The sequence below is a fragment of the Cobetia amphilecti genome, from assembly GCF_020217465.1.
In the GTDB taxonomy this organism is placed as follows: domain Bacteria; phylum Pseudomonadota; class Gammaproteobacteria; order Pseudomonadales; family Halomonadaceae; genus Cobetia; species Cobetia amphilecti.
This window is the reverse complement of the sequence record NZ_CP084115.1, coordinates 693,113-710,447: the sequence shown is the minus strand read 5'-3', so window position 1 is coordinate 710,447 and position 17,335 is coordinate 693,113. Positions and strand designations below refer to the sequence as shown.

The 17,335-nt window shown below is 60.9% G+C and carries 9 protein-coding genes, 2 tRNA genes and 3 rRNA genes; 2 read left to right on the top strand and 12 right to left on the bottom strand.

What is annotated here, in order from left to right:
• Window positions 1-240 precede the first annotated feature (240 nt).
• Window positions 241-975, top strand: a complete 735-nt coding sequence (locus LCW13_RS03000; RefSeq protein ID WP_052384769.1) for a hypothetical protein — start codon at window positions 241-243, stop codon at window positions 973-975.
• A 41-nt stretch (window positions 976-1,016) separates the two neighbouring features.
• On the opposite strand, the gene tusA is transcribed toward LCW13_RS03000, so the two are convergent.
• Window positions 1,017-1,262 carry a sulfurtransferase TusA gene (gene tusA, locus LCW13_RS02995; protein WP_054555155.1) on the bottom strand — a complete coding sequence of 82 codons (246 nt, stop codon included), beginning with the start codon at window positions 1,260-1,262 and terminating at the stop codon, window positions 1,017-1,019.
• A 62-nt stretch (window positions 1,263-1,324) separates the two neighbouring features.
• On the opposite strand from tusA, the gene LCW13_RS02990 reads away from it, so the two are divergent.
• Window positions 1,325-1,609, top strand: coding sequence for an antibiotic biosynthesis monooxygenase family protein (locus LCW13_RS02990; protein ID WP_043335322.1), 285 nt, complete (start codon window positions 1,325-1,327; stop codon window positions 1,607-1,609).
• Window positions 1,610-1,732: 123 nt separating this feature from the next.
• Here LCW13_RS02990 and rlmM read toward each other — a convergent pair whose 3' ends face one another.
• From rlmM to acnD, 11 genes are all read right to left on the bottom strand, one after another.
• Window positions 1,733-2,806 (bottom strand): 23S rRNA (cytidine(2498)-2'-O)-methyltransferase RlmM, encoded by a 1,074-nt coding sequence (gene rlmM / locus LCW13_RS02985; protein WP_131431318.1) that lies wholly within the window; start codon window positions 2,804-2,806, stop codon window positions 1,733-1,735.
• Window positions 2,807-3,016: 210 nt separating this feature from the next.
• Window positions 3,017-3,132 (bottom strand): 5S ribosomal RNA (rrf, locus tag LCW13_RS02980).
• A gap of 137 nt (window positions 3,133-3,269) precedes the next feature.
• Window positions 3,270-6,155, bottom strand: a 23S ribosomal RNA gene (locus LCW13_RS02975).
• A gap of 233 nt (window positions 6,156-6,388) precedes the next feature.
• Window positions 6,389-6,464: transfer RNA gene (locus tag LCW13_RS02970), tRNA-Ala, on the bottom strand.
• 39 nt (window positions 6,465-6,503) lie between these two features.
• A tRNA-Ile gene (locus LCW13_RS02965) sits at window positions 6,504-6,580 on the bottom strand.
• Window positions 6,581-6,656: 76 nt separating this feature from the next.
• Window positions 6,657-8,197: ribosomal RNA gene (locus tag LCW13_RS02960) — 16S ribosomal RNA — on the bottom strand.
• The 16S, 23S and 5S rRNA genes sit together here with 2 tRNA genes alongside, the layout of an rRNA operon.
• A 481-nt stretch (window positions 8,198-8,678) precedes the next feature.
• Window positions 8,679-10,583 carry a M48 family metallopeptidase gene (locus LCW13_RS02955; protein ID WP_225347557.1) on the bottom strand — a complete coding sequence of 635 codons (1,905 nt, stop codon included), beginning with the start codon at window positions 10,581-10,583 and terminating at the stop codon, window positions 8,679-8,681.
• Between the two features lie 70 nt (window positions 10,584-10,653).
• A complete protein-coding gene (locus LCW13_RS02950) occupies window positions 10,654-11,247 on the bottom strand; it encodes a LemA family protein (RefSeq protein ID WP_054555402.1) in 594 nt (197 codons plus the stop codon).
• A 187-nt stretch (window positions 11,248-11,434) separates the two neighbouring features.
• Window positions 11,435-13,105 (bottom strand): bifunctional 2-methylcitrate dehydratase/aconitate hydratase, encoded by a 1,671-nt coding sequence (locus LCW13_RS02945; RefSeq protein ID WP_225347556.1) that lies wholly within the window; start codon window positions 13,103-13,105, stop codon window positions 11,435-11,437.
• A 205-nt stretch (window positions 13,106-13,310) separates the two neighbouring features.
• Complete coding sequence (prpF, locus tag LCW13_RS02940) at window positions 13,311-14,579, bottom strand: 2-methylaconitate cis-trans isomerase PrpF (RefSeq protein WP_225347555.1); 1,269 nt, start codon at window positions 14,577-14,579, stop codon at window positions 13,311-13,313.
• Window positions 14,576-17,278, bottom strand: a complete 2,703-nt coding sequence (gene acnD, locus LCW13_RS02935; protein ID WP_225348097.1) for a Fe/S-dependent 2-methylisocitrate dehydratase AcnD — start codon at window positions 17,276-17,278, stop codon at window positions 14,576-14,578. Before acnD ends, prpF begins: the two co-directional genes overlap by 4 nt.
• Between the last annotated feature and the right edge of the window lie 57 nt (window positions 17,279-17,335).

Genomic DNA, 17,335 nt, shown 5'->3' with positions numbered 1-17,335 from the left:
TGAATCGCCATGATGAGCAAGCCCCGCGACACCCGACAAGGTGACGCGGGGCTTTTGCGTTTAAACACGAAAAAGCTGATAGACGGTCATTTCGTCCAAGGAGGGGTTACCGTCAGGGCTCTGGCTGTGCTAATGGTTATTCAAGGCAGTGCTCTCTCGCTGACGACACACATGGCAGAAGCGAGAGAACGCACCAGCACACGCCGAGGACGATCGACAAGCTGCTGAGGAGGGTTCGTCATGGGCGTACCAGTATCTTCCCCCCGCTCCGCCAAGGTCATCGACCTGAGTGTCATGCGTGACAGGATGCGTGCACGACGTCGTATTCTCCGGCTGGCGCCGGAACACGACGGGTTGGAAATGCTCTATCAGCTCGACAGCGACCCGGACAGCTATTACAGCATTCCGGTACTGGCCTGGGGGCTGCGCGAGGATGGTGAAGTCGTCGGCATGGTGCCGTGGATGGAGGGGCTGATGCCCTGCCACGAGCTGGAAGACCCGCAGCAGGGGCATTTCGTCGGCTATCGCGACCCGGAAACCGACGAAGTCTTCATGCTGGCGCCTGACCACAAGGTGTTCGAGCTCGAACATGCCGCGGCCTATTACGACTATGAAGTCTCGGACAAGACGACGCTGCTGCAGCAACTGCCGGACACGCTGGGTACCCATGCGCTGTGCATGACCAACGGCGAGACTCAGTGGCAGCTCAAGCAGGTCTTCGGCTGGCGTCTCTACAGCGATGGCAACATCGAGGCCTTGCTGGTCGATGAGGCTCGCGTCACCCAGACACCCGTGCTGGCCGGCGACGACTGCCTGTACCCGGGGCGCAGCCGACATGATGTGGTCTATTTCTTCCAGCGCGCCATCGCCAATCAGATTCGCGAGCAGGACCCGGCGACGCTGGAGGCTCTCGCGCTGATGATGACCGGCGAGAGCGACCAGGTCTGCGTCGAGGTCCATGACCGCGAAGCCTGAGGACTAGTCATGGCCAGCGACTCAGCGGCTGCGGATGGCGCTCAACTGATGCGGATGTAATACAGGAACTGTTCCGGCGTCTCGTGGCTCAGCTCCAGGGTGTGGCCGAGAAAGGCGCAGAACTTGGGCACATCACGGGTGGTGGCAGGGTCGGTCGCCACCACCCGCAACAGATCACCCGAGGCAAGCTCACGCACCTTGTTGTGCAGCATCATGATGGGTTCCGGGCAATACAGGCCACTGGTTTCCAGTTCGGCATCGGCCTCGGGCAATGTGATATCGGTCATCGAAGACTCCTGACAATCCTGCCGCCCTGGCTGGCGGCACGTACAAAAAAGGGGAGACAGGCATGATCAAGGTTCTGATCGAACGGCATATCATGCCGGGACTGGAACAGGATTACGAACAGGCCTCGCGTGAAGTCGTACGCGAGGCTACGCATGTCCCGGGCTTCATCTCGGGCGAGAATCTGATGGAAACCGGCCGCGCGGGTCACCGCATCCTGATCACCTCATGGCGCGATGCGCGAGCATGGCAGGAATGGTCGGTCAGTCCGGCCAGAGATCGCATGATGGCGCGCCTGGCGCCCATGCTATCCCAACCGGAGCGGATAATCCTGCTGGAGCATACCTGAGCGCGCCTCTCCGGCGAGCGAAGGCATCAGGCGCCCCATACAAGAACCCCACGACCTGGGCAGGCCGTGGGGTTCTTGTATGGGGCATGTGCCACTCGTGCATGCTGATTGAGCAACAGCCAGTCAGTGCGTGATGCGCACGTGCACAGTGACCTCTTCACGGTCGTGATACAGATGACGACAGCGAATCTCGGCACCGACGTTGGAACGCTCGAGACTGGCGGCCAGATAGTCGAGGCAGCGAGAGACTTCCTTCCAGCGCTGCTTCATCGGCAGCTTGAGATTGAAGACGGCCTCGTTGCACCAGCGCTTCTTCAGCCAGCGCTCGACCATCTCGGTCACGCGAATCGGCTTGTCGACGATATCGCAGACCAGCCAATCCAGGCGCAGCGGCGGCTCCCAGGTGAAGCCATCTTCCTTGAGATGCTCGACCTGTCCTGTCGCCATCAGGTCCTTGTTCATCGGACCATTGTCGATCGCGAACACGAACATGCCCTTCTCGACCAGCTGGAAGGTCCAGCCACCCGGGGCGGCACCAAGATCCGCTGCCTGCATGCCAGTGGCGATGCGACGCTCCCACTGATCGCGCGGCACGAATTCGTGCCACGCCTCTTCCAGCTTGAGCGTGGAGCGGCTGGGCGCACGACTCGGCGAACGCAGATGACGAATGCCATTGGCATATTCGCTGCGGTTGCCCGGGAAGCTCATGCCCAGCTGGACTTCATCGCCATCCGTCCAGAAGACATGCAACGCCCGACCACCGGCCTTGCGGCGCAGGGCACCCCGCTTCTTCAGCGCGGACTCCAGCGGGCGACCGACGGCCTTGCCCAGCCCCGACAGTGCCTTGCCATCATTGGTATCCGGCATCTCGTGGCGGATCTCCTCGAAGCTCCAGCCGGCGTCGACCACCTGCTGCAGAATCGGCGAGACACGATTCTCCCGCGACATGCCGACCAGCGGCTCCAGCGCCACCAGGGTCTGACGAGCGAAGACCAACGCCTGTAGCGGCATGTCACGATGCAGGGCATTGGCGGGCTCATCACCCGTCACCACATAACGCACGAAGCCACTGTCGCGTGCCGCAATCGGATAACCCGGCGTGCCGATATACGCCGCTTTCTCGCTGACTTCTGCGGCCAGGTCAGCCTCGAAGCCAGGGCGGCAATACAGCAACAGTTCTTGAGGTTGCATCATCATCTCCAATACAGAAGGCTGGGGAGTCTAGCCTCTCGCCTCTGCCTTCTACAAGCGTGCATGTACGTGATGGGGCTGTGACAACGCTCAGGCCGTCGTCATGGGCGCAGCAGACGCCTCACGAAGCGCGTACGTCTCTTGCTTTGCGCAACTTTTCTCACCACAAAGAGAACCGCCCCTGCAGCAAGGCTACAGGGGCGGTTCAGTATAAGTGCCTGACGATGACCTACTCTCACATGGAGAAACTCCACACTACCATCGGCGCTAAGCGGTTTCACTTCCGAGTTCGGCATGGGATCGGGTGGTTCACGCTCGCTATGGTCGTCAGGCGAAACGGTGGCATCTTGCGATGCCTGAGTCCCGAGGCTTGTGGCCTCGCGACTCGCAATATGAATCATGCTGACCGATATGTCTCGATCCTGTCGCAATCCCGGCGGTTTGCCTGCGCAAACCCCTTGGGTGTTATATGGTCAAGCCTCACGGGCAATTAGTACTGGTTAGCTCAACACATTGCTGTGCTTCCACACCCAGCCTATCAACCTTGTAGTCTTCAAGGGCCCTTCAGGAGGCGCAAGGCCTCAGGGAAGTCTCATCTTGAAGGGGGCTTCCCGCTTAGATGCTTTCAGCGGTTATCCCGTCCGAACGTAGCTACCGGGCAATGCCATTGGCATGACAACCCGAACACCAGAGGTTCGTCCACTCCGGTCCTCTCGTACTAGGAGCAGCTCTTCTCAAACTTCCGACGCCCACGGCAGATAGGGACCGAACTGTCTCACGACGTTCTAAACCCAGCTCGCGTACCACTTTAAATGGCGAACAGCCATACCCTTGGGACCGACTTCAGCCCCAGGATGTGATGAGCCGACATCGAGGTGCCAAACACCGCCGTCGATGTGAACTCTTGGGCGGTATCAGCCTGTTATCCCCGGAGTACCTTTTATCCGTTGAGCGATGGCCCTTCCATACAGAACCACCGGATCACTAGAACCTACTTTCGTACCTGCTCGACGTGTCTGTCTCGCAGTCAAGCACCCTTATGCTCTTGCACTCAATGCACGATTTCCAACCGTGCTGAGGGTACCTTCGTGCTCCTCCGTTACTCTTTAGGAGGAGACCGCCCCAGTCAAACTACCCACCATACACTGTCCTCGATCCGGATAACGGACCTGAGTTAGAACGCCAATGATGTCAGGCTGGTATTTCAAGGTTGGCTCCACCGCATCTGGCGACGTGGTTTCAAAGCCTCCCAGCTATCCTACACAGACAACATCAGCATCCAGTGTAAAGCTATAGTAAAGGTTCACGGGGTCTTTCCGTCTAGCCGCGGGTACACAGCATCTTCACTGCGATTTCAATTTCACTGAGTCTCGGGTGGAGACAGCGTGGCCATCATTACGCCATTCGTGCAGGTCGGAACTTACCCGACAAGGAATTTCGCTACCTTAGGACCGTTATAGTTACGGCCGCCGTTTACCGGGGCTTCGATCAAGAGCTTCGCGTGAGCTAACCCCATCAATTAACCTTCCGGCACCGGGCAGGCGTCACACCCTATACGTCCGCTTGCGCGTTTGCAGAGTGCTGTGTTTTTAATAAACAGTTGCAGCCACCTGGTATCTTCGACCGGTAGGAGCTTACGGAGCAAGTCCTTCACTCGAACCGGTGCACCTTCTCCCGAAGTTACGGTGCCATTTTGCCTAGTTCCTTCACCCGAGTTCTCTCAAGCGCCTTGGTATTCTCTACCTGACCACCTGTGTCGGTTTGGGGTACGGTCGCATGTGATCTGAAGCTTAGAGGCTTTTCCTGGAAGCGTGGCATCGATGACTTCCTGACCGTGGTCAGTTCGTCTCGCATCTCGACCTCAGAGGAACCGGATTTGCCTGATTCCTCGGCCTACATGCTTTCACCAGGACAACCAACGCCTGGCTCACCTAGCCTTCTTCGTCCCCCCATCGCAACCACATCCGGTACGGGAATATTAACCCGTTTCCCATCGACTACGCGTTTCCGCCTCGCCTTAGGGGCCGACTCACTCTGCTCCGATTAACGTAGAACAGAAAACCTTGGTCTTCCGGCGGGGGAGTTTTTCACTCCCCTTATCGTTACTCATGTCAGCATTCGCACTCGTGATACCTCCAGCAGACTTCTCAATCCACCTTCATTGGCTTACACGACGCTCCTCTACCGCTCATCCAGAGGATGAACCCGTAGCTTCGGTACCTGATTTAGCCCCGTTATATCTTCCGCGCAGGCCGACTCGACTAGTGAGCTATTACGCTTTCTTTAAAGGATGGCTGCTTCTAAGCCAACCTCCTAGCTGTCTGAGCCTTCCCACATCGTTTCCCACTTAATCAGGATTTTGGGACCTTAGCTGACGGTCTGGGTTGTTTCCCTTTTCACAACGGACGTTAGCACCCGCTGTGTGTCTCCCACGCTGCACTCACTGGTATTCGGAGTTTGCCTCGGGTTGGTAAGTCGGGATGACCCCCTAGCCGAAACAGTGCTCTACCCCCAGCGGTGATACGTGAGGCGCTACCTAAATAGCTTTCGAGGAGAACCAGCTATCTCCGGGCTTGATTAGCCTTTCACTCCGATCCACAGCTCATCCCAGCATTTTTCAACATACTTGGGTTCGGGCCTCCAATTGATGTTACTCAATCTTCACCCTGGCCATGGATAGATCGCCCGGTTTCGGGTCTATACCCTGCGACTGGTCGCCCAGTTAAGACTCGGTTTCCCTACGCCTCCCCTATACGGTTAAGCTCGCCACAGAATATAAGTCGCTGACCCATTATACAAAAGGTACGCGGTCACACCACGAAGGTGCTCCCACTGCTTGTACGCATACGGTTTCAGGATCTATTTCACTCCCCTCGCCGGGGTTCTTTTCGCCTTTCCCTCACGGTACTGGTTCACTATCGGTCAGCCAGGAGTATTTAGCCTTGGAGGATGGTCCCCCCATGTTCAGTCAAGGTTTCTCGTGCCCCGACCTACTCGATTTCACGTGACTCAGACTTCGACTACGGGACTATCACCCTGTATCGTCAAGCTTCCCAGCTTGTTCGTCTGTCAGTTGTCACGCTTAAGGGCTGGTCCCCGTTCGCTCGCCGCTACTTGGGGAATCTCGGTTGATTTCTTTTCCTCCGGGTACTTAGATGTTTCAGTTCCCCGGGTTTGCCTCTATAGGTTATGTATTGGCCTATAGATACTCACCTGATGGTGAGTGGGTTTCCCCATTCGGAAATCGTTGGGTCGCAGGGTATTTGCCACCTCGCCAACGCTTATCGCAGGCTATCACGTCCTTCATCGCCTCTGGCTGCCAAGGCATCCACCGTATGCGCTTAATCGCTTGACCATATAACCCCAAGGGGTCTGTCAAGGATTACGAATCTGTCGGACCTCTCCGACATATCGTTTTGATAGACATGCGCTTGGCGCACACATCTATCGTCAGCATGATTCACATTGTTAAAGAGCGGCTGTTCAGAGAACAGTGAGAAGTCACACAACCTTCACGAGGAAGGCGATATGCTTGTCACTGTGGACTGTGCAGCGTTATCAGGTAGTAGAAGCTGAACCGGACTTTCATGGTGGAGCCAAGCGGGATCGAACCGCTGACCTCCTGCGTGCAAGGCAGGCGCTCTCCCAGCTGAGCTATGGCCCCAAAGTCGGCAAAACCGTGTCGACAAAAGCACGAAGCTTTTGGTGGGTCTGGGCAGATTTGAACTGCCGACCTCACCCTTATCAGGGGTGCGCTCTAACCAACTGAGCTACAGACCCGACACTACTACTCGATAAACTAACTTGATCAGGTAATTCGTTGTGAGCACTTGCCGCGAGCGATAGACAGTGTCGATAAGGAGGTGATCCAGCCCCAGGTTCCCCTAGGGCTACCTTGTTACGACTTCACCCCAGTCATGAACCACACCGTGGTGATCGCCCTCCCGAAGGTTAGGCTAACCACTTCTGGTGCAGTCCACTCCCATGGTGTGACGGGCGGTGTGTACAAGGCCCGGGAACGTATTCACCGTGGCATTCTGATCCACGATTACTAGCGATTCCGACTTCATGGAGTCGAGTTGCAGACTCCAATCCGGACTGAGGCAAGCTTTATGGGATTGGCTCCACTTCGCAGTATTGCAACCCTTTGTACTTGCCATTGTAGCACGTGTGTAGCCCTACCCGTAAGGGCCATGATGACTTGACGTCGTCCCCACCTTCCTCCGGTTTGTCACCGGCAGTCTCCTTAGAGTTCCCGACATTACTCGCTGGCAAATAAGGATAGGGGTTGCGCTCGTTACGGGACTTAACCCAACATTTCACAACACGAGCTGACGACAGCCATGCAGCACCTGTCTCAGAGTTCCCGAAGGCACCAATCCATCTCTGGAAAGTCCTCTGGATGTCAAGGGTAGGTAAGGTTCTTCGCGTTGCATCGAATTAAACCACATGCTCCACCGCTTGTGCGGGCCCCCGTCAATTCATTTGAGTTTTAACCTTGCGGCCGTACTCCCCAGGCGGTCAACTTATTGCGTTAGCTGCGCCACTAAGTCCTCAAGGGACCCAACGGCTAGTTGACATCGTTTACGGCGTGGACTACCAGGGTATCTAATCCTGTTTGCTACCCACGCTTTCGCACCTCAGTGTCAGTGTCAGTCCAGAAGGCCGCCTTCGCCACTGGTATTCCTCCCGATCTCTACGCATTTCACCGCTACACCGGGAATTCTACCTTCCTCTCCTGCACTCTAGCCAAGCAGTTCCAGATGCCGTTCCCAGGTTGAGCCCGGGGCTTTCACACCTGGCTGACTTAGCCACCTACGCGCGCTTTACGCCCAGTAATTCCGATTAACGCTTGCACCCTCCGTATTACCGCGGCTGCTGGCACGGAGTTAGCCGGTGCTTCTTCTGCGAGTGATGTCTTTCCTCGGGAGTATTAATCCCAAGGCGTTCTTCCTCGCTGAAAGTGCTTTACAACCCGAAGGCCTTCTTCACACACGCGGCATGGCTGGATCAGGCTTTCGCCCATTGTCCAATATTCCCCACTGCTGCCTCCCGTAGGAGTCTGGGCCGTGTCTCAGTCCCAGTGTGGCTGATCATCCTCTCAGACCAGCTACGGATCGTCGCCTTGGTGAGCCATTACCTCACCAACAAGCTAATCCGACATGGGCTCATCCGATAGCGCAAGGTCCGAAGATCCCCTGCTTTCTCCCGTAGGACGTATGCGGTATTAGCCTGAGTTTCCCCAGGTTGTCCCCCACTATCGGGCAGATTCCCATGCATTACTCACCCGTCCGCCGCTCGACGCCTCCTAGCAAGCTAGGATCGTTTCCGCTCGACTTGCATGTGTTAAGCCTGCCGCCAGCGTTCAATCTGAGCCATGATCAAACTCTTCAGTTGAAAGCTTGATAGTCTGTTAAGCAGACCAAACTTGGTTCAGAGTCAAACTTCTCGTGAGAGGCTTGCTCCGATATTTGGTGACCTTGTCACCACTCATCGGCAAGCGCTCACACGAATTACCTGATCAAATTTTTAAAGAGCGTCGCTGCTAAGCGAGGAGGCATATTCTACCCGGAACGCTTGAGAAGTCAAGCACTTGATGATGAGTCGGTCGACTGCCTCTAAGCATCATCAAGCGGTGAGGAGCGTTGCTCGATCACCTGTTCCGTAAGGAGTGCGGCGTATTCTAGCGAATCGCCCGGGATTGTCAACCGATGGTTTAGAAGCGGACTTCAAAAACACCAAGCAAAACAATCACCTGCAAACCTCTTTCACCGCTGGTAAGGCCATGCGTCCCCGGCAGCGGATGCGTACTTTACGCAGGAATCGGCTTGATGGCAAGGGCTTTGACGCAGAAAACAGCCACTCGCCTGGTCGATACTCAGACCGCCTTGCCGTCCGCGGGTCGTGACACTGGGCGCGCCTGCCAGCCACCACGCGAATGCGACTGTGTCTCAAGCGCCGCTTCCAGACGCGCCTCCGGCAGCTGCATGACGCGCGCCAGCAGAGTCAGCAGGGCTACCTCTTCCTCTGCAAGCTTCTGATCGGCATGCACCACCTGGGCAAGCGCCGCGAACCAGCGCTGCTTGTCCATCGGGCGCAGGTGAGCCAGCTGCGTAAGATGACGGCAGCGCAGCGCAGGGTTATCCCCATCCGGTTGCGACTGCGGATACGCAAGCGCCAGACCAAGTTCTGCACTGGCATCCAGGAAGATGTCCTCGCGCAGCGCTTCATCGTCGATAAGTCCGACCATCAGCACGAGCCAATGCTGACAGGCCGGCTGGCATTGCTGCAGGGCCAGCGAGTCACTCTTGCGATCGATTCGCGGGTCCAGTGACTCCAGCAGCAACTGCCACAGACACCAGATGAACATGTCCTGCGGAGGTGTCTGCGCCTTGAGCATGCGATGCGCGCGCTCATCCGCTTCCCGCCAGCGCGGTATCAACCGATTGAGCAAGGGGATCCACTCGACCCGCGGCAAGGACTCGAGCTTGCGCCGCGCCTCGCGCACGCGCTTGCCATCCAGCCAGTCATGCTGACGCTCAAGCTCGGTGAGCCAGACCCCACGCCGGGTGAGCTCCGAAGGCGCGATCATCGCCACCACCAGCTGCGGGCAGAGAAAGCGCGACAGCGTCAGGTTCTCGAGTTCACCCCGGGAACGCGACAGCTCGCCCATGACGGCCGCGCCGGCGATACCCGCCATGACCCCGCCAAGCACTTCGGCCCCGATGGGCCCCTGCTGCTCGAAGGTATGCACCGGTTGCTGGCGCGCGCTCAGATATTGTCTGTCCCAACGGGGTTCCAGGCGCTTGATGCGTTCATCCAGCGGCGGATGCGAGTCGAACCAGCCCGTCAGCCATGGCGGACGCGCTTCGACGAAGAAGAGGTGGTTGTAGGTCATGGCGCGCGGATGCTGGATGCGCCCCTGCCAGCCCATGCCACCGATACGCTTGAGGGCCGAGGCGATGCCATCCGGGAAACGCGTCAGGCGCACTGCACTGGCATCGGCGAGATATTCGCGTGAGCGCGCGACCCCGCGTTGCAACAGCCTGCCGCCCAGCCCGCCGAGACTGCCGAGCAACCACAGCGCCACACCTACCAGCATCAGCTGTGGCATGCCGCCTTTCCTGTCGGAACCGGAGGAGCGCGCCCTGCCCAACACGAAGCCGATGCGCCCCGCCCCCATCAGGAAGCGCCCCGCCTCGGAGAGAAACACCAGGCCGTGGACCGCACTCGCCAGACGCAGGTTGAGGCGAATATCGCCATTGGCGATATGGGCGAACTCGTGAGCGACCACGCCCTGCAGCTCGTTGCGATCCAGCTGCTCCAACGCCCCGCGACTCAGCGCGATCACCGCATCATGGGGCCGATAGCCCGCCGCGAAGGCATTGATCATCGCCTCATGCGGCAGCAGGAACAGCTGCGGCGTGGGCAGATTGGCGGCGATCGCCATCTCTTCCACGACATTCAGTGCCCGCCGCTCGCTCGAGTCCTGGGTCTCGACATCCACCAGCTTGCCGCCCAGGCGTGCGGCCACGACCGCACCGCCCTGCTGCAGACGCCGCAGCTCACGCGCCGCGACCAGTGCATTGCACAGAAAGATGATGCTCGCCACTGGCCAGACATATTCAAACGTCGTGGAGGCCGGACGCCCCAGGAAACTGCTGATCGCGACATGCACCACGGCGCCGGCGGCAAGAGACACCACCAGCGACATGGCCGTGAAGGCCAGCAGCAATAGCCGCGTACGACGCCGCGCACTGTCCTGCTCATGATAGAAATTCATTCGCGCTCGCCATCTACCCAGTCAGGATCACAGCGCAAGGCCGCTGCGAGAGAAGCATCAACCGGTCGACTCAAGAGAAGCTGACATCCGGGGCCTGGCGAATCTTCACGCTGTCATCGAAGGCCAGCAGGCCTGCATCACTGCGATGACCGAAGGTCGGCGCGAACACCACCTGCGGGAAGCTCTGGCGATAGACGTTGTAGTCGGTGACGGCATCGTTGTAGGCCTGACGCGCGAAGGCGACGCGGTTCTCGGTGGCGGTCAGCTCTTCCATCAGGTCGCTCATGGTCTGGTCCGCTTTGAGCTCCGGATAGGCCTCGACCACCACATCCAGCTTGCCCAGACTCGCTGCCAGCCCCTGCTCGGCACCGGCCAGACTGGCCAGCTTGTCCATGCTGCCGGGATGCGCCGCTGCGGCATTCAAGGCGGCCATCGCCTTGTTGCGGGCATTGATCACTTCTTCCAAGGTGCCACGCTCATGACTCAGATAGCCCTTGGCCGTCTCGACCAGATTGGGAATCAGGTCGTAGCGCCGCTTGAGCTGCACCTCTATCTGCGCGAAGGCATTCTCGAAGCGCGCCTTGAGGCTGACCAGCTTGTTGTAGATCGAGATCACGTAGATGACGATCAGCGCGATGGCGCCCAGCAGCAGAAATGTTTTCATGATGAGTCCCTTGTGATGATGCCTTTGCAATGAAGGCCCGGCAGGCGTTGTCCCGCTCTCCGGCGAGTCTTTGCAAGCGCCCCTGTCGATCTTCCTGTGCAATCCGCTTCCAGTTTACCCATACCGGATGACGGCACCAGTCAATTGGATGACTGATTGCCAACGGGGCATCATGCGACTGGCAACCTCACGGCACCCAATGCGCCATGAACTCGTGCACCGGCAGTGCTTCGAGTCGCTCGCGATCGCCCAGCAACGCCATCAAGGTGTCGCACCGCGTGGGTGGGAAGCAGGTGGCCAGATTGGCCCGGCACTTGTCCTCGAGCGGAACGAGCGACTCTTCACGCCGCCGACGATGTCCCAGCGGGTATTCCACCGTCACCTGCTCGGTGGCACTGCCATCGTAAAAGACTACCCGCAGGGCATTGGCGATCGAGCGCTTGTCGGCTTCCAGATACTCGCGGGTGAAGCGCGCCTCTTCCTTGACGACCATTCTGTCACGCAGCCGGTCGATCTCCGGGTAAGCGGCATGGAAGCCATCTTCATAGTGGTCCGCGTTCAACTCGCCGAAGATCAGCGGCACCGCGACCATGTATTGCAGGCAGTGATCGCGGTCCGCCGCATTGGCGAGCGCGCCCTGCTTGGAGATGATGCGGATCGCCGATTCGTGGGTGGTGATCTCGATGCGCTCGATCTCCTCGAGCCGGTCGCGCACCTCGGGATGGAGCTGGACGGCCGCCTCGGCGGCGGTCTGGGCATGGAATTCAGCCGGGAAGGAGACCTTGAAGAGCACGTTCTCCATCACATAGCTGCCCAGAGGGCGCGCCAGCGTCAGGTGCCGTTCGTCTTCAGGCTTGAGCGCGAGATCGCTATTGCCGTGACTGAAGGAGACATCATTGAAGCCCCACTGCGGCGCACTGAGAGCGCCGGGGACGCCCATCTCGCCACGCAGGGCGATGTCCGCCAGCCGCACGCCCCGCGAGGTGGCGTCCCCCGCCGCCCAGCTCTTGCGCGAGCCCGCATTGGGCGCATGGCGATAGGTGCGCAGACTCTGGCCATCGACGAAGGCGTGCGACAGCGCCGACAGCAACTGCTCGCGATTCGCCCCCATCAAGCGCGCCGTCACGGCGGTGGTCGCCACCTTGACCAGCATGACATGGTCGAGCCCGACGCGATTGAAGCTGTTGTCCAGCGCCAGCACGCCCTGGATCTCGTGAGCCATCACCATGCTCTCCAGCACATCGCGCATCACCAGGGGCGGCTTGCCCAGCGCGACACGCTGGCGCGAGAGGTGGTCCGCCACCGCCAGAATGCCGCCGAGATTGTCCGAGGGATGCCCCCACTCCGCCGCCAGCCAGGTGTCGTTGTAATCCAGCCAGCGGATGGTGCAGCCGATATCCCACGCCGCCTTGACGGGATCGAGACTGAAGGCGGTGCCGGGCACCCGCGCACCATGCGGCACCACGGTCTCGGCCACCAGCGGCCCGAGATGCTTGGTGCATTCCGGGAAGCGCAGCGCCAGGATGCCGCAGCCGAGGGTATCCATCAGACACAGGCGAGCGGTGTCCATCGCCTCTGCCGAGGGACCTGAGCGCTCGCTCTTACCGGCCAGGCCATCCACATCCGTATCCGCATCCGTATCCGCATCCGCATCCGCGGTATGCAGACCATCGCAATACCCCAGCACATAGTCGGCGATCTGCTGCAGCTCCGGGTCATAGTCCGGGCGCTGGTTGGCGCTGGCCTGATTGGTACTGGCTTGATTGGTGCTGGCCTGGTTGGTACTGGCCTGACTTGTACTGGCTTGAGTGGCGCTGAGACGGCTGTCGCCCGTCTGATCAGAGGATGGCGTGCTCATGTGTGACCTCCTGTCGTGGATCGTCTTTGCTCGCATGCATCTCCCGCGATGCCGGCACATCCCCCGAAATACCTGTGTCCTCACCACGGAAACGCGAAAGCCGGCCCTCTGCACATGCATGCCAGGCCGGCTTTCATCGGGATGCCGCAGGAGGAATATCAAGAGAGATATATTGACAGTAGACCATCGCCTGCCAATACCGGCGCTAGCGCATCAAGGTCTCCGCCGGCACCCGCACCCAGCCTTCCATCAGGATACGCGCGCTGCGACTCATCACGGCCTCACTGACGGTCCATTCGCCCTCGCCTTGCTGGTCGTCACCGTCCTGACCCGAAGGTGACTGACGATGGGCACTCGCGCCGACCCTGAGCGTGCCGGAGGGATGTCCGAAGCACACCGAGTCACGCGCGGTGCCAGTCTGTCCGACCCCAGACTCAGCATCGGCCCCGCCACCGGCGGCAAGATTGACCAGCGTGCCGGGCACCGCGGCCGCAGCGGCGATGGCGACGGCCGCGGTGCCCATCATGGCGTGGTGCAGCTTGCCCATCGACACGGCGCGAATCAGCACGTCGATCTCGTCGGCCTTGATCTCGCGACCACTGGAGACGACGTGATCCACCGGCGGTGCCACGAAGGCGACCTTGGGGGTGTGCTGACGTCTGGCGGCCTCGCCCAGCTCCTGGATCAGCCCCATGCGCAGTGCGCCGTGGGCGCGCAATGTCTCGAGGCGCGCGAGGGCCTCGCCATCCGCGTTGATCGCCTCCTGCAGCTCGGTGCCCTGATAGCCGAGATCGCGGGCAGCGACGAAGATGGTCGGGATGCCGGCATTGATCAGGGTCGCCTGGATCCGCCCGCCCGCGACCACCGATTCCGGCACTTCCAGCGTATCGACCACATTGCCGGTGGGGAACATGCTGCCCTCGCCGGCGGCGGGGTCGCGGAAGGCGACCGCCACTTCGGCAGCCGGGAAAGTCACGCCATCCAGGGCGAAGTCGCCGCTTTCCTGGACGCGCCCCTCACACATCGGCACCCGAGCGATGATGGTCTTGGCGATGTTGGCCTGCCAGATACGCACCTCGGCGATGCCATCACGCGGCAGGCGCTCGACCGGCACCAGGCCCTTCTCGATGGCGAAGGGCCCGACCGCCGCCGAGAGATTGCCGCAGTTGCCGCTCCAGTCGACGAAGGGCGAGTCGATGGAGACCTGGCCGAACAGATAGTCGACGTCGTGGTCCGGCTGTTCGCTGCGACTGATGATCACCGTCTTGCTGGTGCTGGAGGTCGCGCCCCCCATGCCGTCGATCTGCTTGGCGTAGGGGTCGGGGCTGCCGATCACGCGCAACAGCAGGGCATCACGCGCCGGGCCCGGCACCTGCGCCGCTTCCGGCAGCTCATCGCGCAGGAAGAACACGCCCTTGCTGGTGCCGCCACGCAGATAGGTGGCGGGAATCCTGAGCTGTGCCTGCTGGCTCATGCCGATACCTCCGCCGCCGGCTCGCCCGGTGCCTGGGAGCTCAGAAAGTCTTCGGCGAAGCGCTGCAGCACGCCGCCCGCCGAGTAGATGGAGACTTCCTCACGGGTATCGAGACGGCAGGTGACCGGCACGCGCTCGAGCTGGCCTGCCTTGTCGCCGGCGGTGCGCTCGATCACCAGCGTGAGTTCTGCCCCCGGCGCCGGCTCGCCTTCGACGGCGTAGATCTCGCTGCCATCCAGCGCCAGCGTCTTGCGCGTGGTACCGGCGGCGAACTGCAGCGGCATCACGCCCATGCCGACCAGATTGGTGCGGTGGATACGCTCGAAACCTTCCGCGACGATGGCCTCGACGCCCGCCAGCCGCACGCCCTTGGCCGCCCAGTCACGCGACGAGCCCTGGCCGTAATCCGCGCCCGCGATGATGATCAACGGCTGCTTGCGCTGCATGTAGGCCTCGATGGCCTCCCACATGCGTACCACCTTGCCTTCCGGCTCCAGGCGCGTGAGCGAGCCCTGCTTTATCTCGCGCTTGCCGTCCGCCCCTTCCACCACGGCCATCTCGTTGATCAGCTTGGGATTGGCGAAGGTGGCCCGCTGCGCGGTGAGGTGATCACCGCGGTGAGTGGCGTAGGAATTGAAGTCCTCCTCCGGCAGGCCCATCGCGGCCAGATACTCACCCGCCGCACTGCTGGCCATGATGGCATTGGAGGGCGACAGGTGATCGGTGGTGATGTTGTCCCCCAGCACCGCCAGTGCCCGCATGCCCTTGAGCGTCGGTGCGCTGGCCAGGCCGCCTTCCCAGTACGGCGGACGACGGATGTAGGTGCTCATCTCGCGCCAGTCGTAGAGCGGACTGGTCGTGTCGTCGCGATCCTGACGGGCCTCGAACATCGGGATGTAGACCTGACGGAAGTGGTCCGGCTTGACGCTGGAGCCGACGATGGCGTCGATCTCCTCGTCGCTCGGCCACAGGTCCTTGAGCATGATCGGCGAGCCGTCCGGCGCATGCCCGAGAACATCCTTCTCGATATCGAAGCGGATGGTGCCGGCGATGGCGTAGGCGACCACCAGCGGCGGCGAGGCCAGGAAGGCCTGCTTGGCGTAGGGGTGGATACGACCATCGAAGTTGCGGTTGCCGGACAGCACCGCGGTGGAATAGAGATCACGCTCGACGATTTCCTGCTGGATCGCCGGGTCCAGCGCACCGCTCATGCCATTGCAGGTGGTACAGGCGAAGCCGACGATGCCGAAGCCGAGCTGTTCGAGTTCCGGCAGCAGTTCCGCCTCTTCCAGATACAGCTGCACGGCCTTGGAGCCCGGCGCCAGCGAGGTCTTGACCCACGGCTTGCGCGTCAGCCCCAGCGCATTGGCGCGTCTGGCCAGCAGGCCGGCGGCAATGACATTGCGCGGATTCGAGGTGTTGGTGCAGCTGGTGATGGCGGCGATGATCACCGCGCCATCCGGCATCAGGTCGCGCCCGTCCTCGTCCTGCTCATGCTCGATCACCCCGGAGATCCCGCGTGCGGCCAGTTCACTGGTCGGCACGCGACTGTGCGGGTTGGAGGGGCCCGCCAGGGTGCGCACCACCGAGGACAGGTCGAAGGTCAGCTCGCGCTCATATTCCACCGCGCCTTCGATATGACCGCTCTCGTCGGCCCACAGCCCGGTCTCACGCGCGTAGCGCTCGACCAGCGCGATGTTCTCCGGCTCGCGTCCGGTCAGCGTCAGATAGTCCAGCGTCTGCTGGTCGATGTAGAACATCGCCGCCGTGGCGCCGTACTCCGGCGTCATGTTGGAGATGGTGGCGCGATCGCCCAGGGTGAGGCTGGCCGCGCCTTCGCCGAAGAATTCCAGATAGGAGGAGACAACCTTCTCGGCGCGCAGGAATTCGGTCAGCGCCAGCACGATGTCGGTGGCGGTGATGCCCGGCTGCGGACGCCCGGTGAGGCGCACGCCGATGATGTCCGGCAGACGCATGTAGGAGGCACGCCCCAGCATCACGCTCTCGGCCTCGAGCCCGCCGACGCCGACGGCGATCACGCCCAGCGCATCGACATGCGGCGTGTGGCTGTCGGTGCCCACCAGGGTATCCGGGAAGGCGACTTGATGGCCCTTCTCATCGGCGCGCGACTCGATCACCGGCGACATCCGCTCCAGATTGATCTGGTGCATGATGCCGTTGCCCGGCGGAATCACGTCGATGTTCTCGAAGGCCTGACGCGTCCAGTCGATGAAGTGGAAGCGGTCCTCGTTGCGCCGCTCCTCGATGGCGCGGTTCTTGGCGAAGGCGCCCTTGTCGAAGCCGGCGTGCTCCACCGCCAGCGAGTGGTCGACGATCAACTGGGTCGGCACCACCGGATTGACCTTGGCCGGGTCTCCGCCGCGCTCGGCGATGGCATCGCGCAGGCCGGCCAGGTCGACCAGCGCGGTCTGACCGAGGATGTCATGGCACACGACGCGCGCGGGGTACCAGGGGAAATCGAGATCACGCCGACGTTCGATCAATTGCACGAGGCTGTCACGCAGTTGATCCGGCGGGCAGCGACGCACCAGGTTCTCGGCCAGTACGCGTGAGGTATAGGGCAGACCGGCGTAGGCGCCGGGGGCGATGTCTTCCACGGCGGCACGCGCATCGAAGTAGTCGACCGGGGTACCCGGTGACGCCGTGCCAGGCAGGGGTTTGCGATACTCGGTATTCATGGGCATCCGGACTCATCAGGCGGTCAAGCAAACGATCGGCCAGCACGCTGACTGGCC

Bases quoted from the DNA above. Each gene is read 5' to 3' on its own strand.
- LCW13_RS02955 (WP_225347557.1), bottom strand. From the start codon at position 10,583: ATGAATTTCTATCATGAGCAGGACAGTGCGCGGCGTCGTACGCGGCTA.
- LCW13_RS02945 (WP_225347556.1), bottom strand. From the start codon at position 13,105: ATGAGCACGCCATCCTCTGATCAGACGGGCGACAGCCGTCTCAGCGCC.
- tusA (WP_054555155.1), bottom strand. From the start codon at position 1,262: ATGACCGATATCACATTGCCCGAGGCCGATGCCGAACTGGAAACCAGT.
- prpF (WP_225347555.1), bottom strand. From the start codon at position 14,579: ATGAGCCAGCAGGCACAGCTCAGGATTCCCGCCACCTATCTGCGTGGC.
- LCW13_RS03000 (WP_052384769.1), top strand. From the start codon at position 241: ATGGGCGTACCAGTATCTTCCCCCCGCTCCGCCAAGGTCATCGACCTG.
- LCW13_RS02950 (WP_054555402.1), bottom strand. From the start codon at position 11,247: ATGAAAACATTTCTGCTGCTGGGCGCCATCGCGCTGATCGTCATCTAC.
- acnD (WP_225348097.1), bottom strand. From the start codon at position 17,278: ATGAATACCGAGTATCGCAAACCCCTGCCTGGCACGGCGTCACCGGGT.
- rlmM (WP_131431318.1), bottom strand. From the start codon at position 2,806: ATGATGATGCAACCTCAAGAACTGTTGCTGTATTGCCGCCCTGGCTTC.
- LCW13_RS02990 (WP_043335322.1), top strand. From the start codon at position 1,325: ATGATCAAGGTTCTGATCGAACGGCATATCATGCCGGGACTGGAACAG.